This window comes from Limnohabitans sp. 2KL-51 (genome assembly GCF_003063645.1).
GTDB lineage: Bacteria > Pseudomonadota > Gammaproteobacteria > Burkholderiales > Burkholderiaceae_C > Limnohabitans_A.
This window is the reverse complement of record NZ_NESJ01000071.1, coordinates 1-658: the sequence shown is the minus strand read 5'-3', so window position 1 is coordinate 658 and position 658 is coordinate 1. Positions and strand designations below refer to the sequence as shown.

Sequence of the window (658 nt, the reverse complement as noted above, 5' to 3'; positions counted from 1 at the left end):
TCCGGTGCCACCACCTTGAATGCCGGCACCTTGGCACTGGGTTCAAGCAACGCATTGGGCGGTCTGACATTGAACACTGGCAACACCAACACCATTGGTTTTGCAGGTGGAGCGCTGCAGTTCTCGATCAACAACAGATCTGACTACTCTGCCCGTTTCAGCACGGCAGCCAGTCAAGCCTACGCCATCGACACCAACGGTCAGAGCGTCACCTTGGCCACTGCCTTGACCTCCAGTGGTGGCAGTTTGACCAAGCTGGGCAGCGGCACCCTGACCCTGAGTGGTGCCAACACCTACAGCGGCACCACCACGATCAGCAGCGGCAGCTTGGCCGTGAGTGGCAGCTTGTCGGATACGACGCAGGTCAACGTGGCATCGGGTGCTGTTTACCGGGTTGACGTTGATGACACCGTGGGCAGCATAGAAGGCGCGGGCAGCATCACCACCGGAGCGGCCAGTGGCACGGTGACCCTGACTGCCGGTGTGGATGGATCACTGAGCAAAACATTCAGTGGAGTGGCCTCCGACGGCGGCAGCGCCAAGTTGGCCTTGACCAAATCGGGTTTGGGCAGTTTGACGCTGTCTGGAGCGAACACCTACACGGGCACCACCACGGTGAGTGCGGGCACCTTGGTGTTGGCTGGCGGCAGCGCCATTG

1 protein-coding gene is annotated in these 658 nt (G+C 60.8%); it reads left to right on the top strand.

Features of this window, described 5'->3' with window-relative positions:
* On the top strand, nt 1–658 hold a 658-nt coding region (locus B9Z49_RS21430; protein WP_199225146.1), incomplete at both ends, for an autotransporter-associated beta strand repeat-containing protein.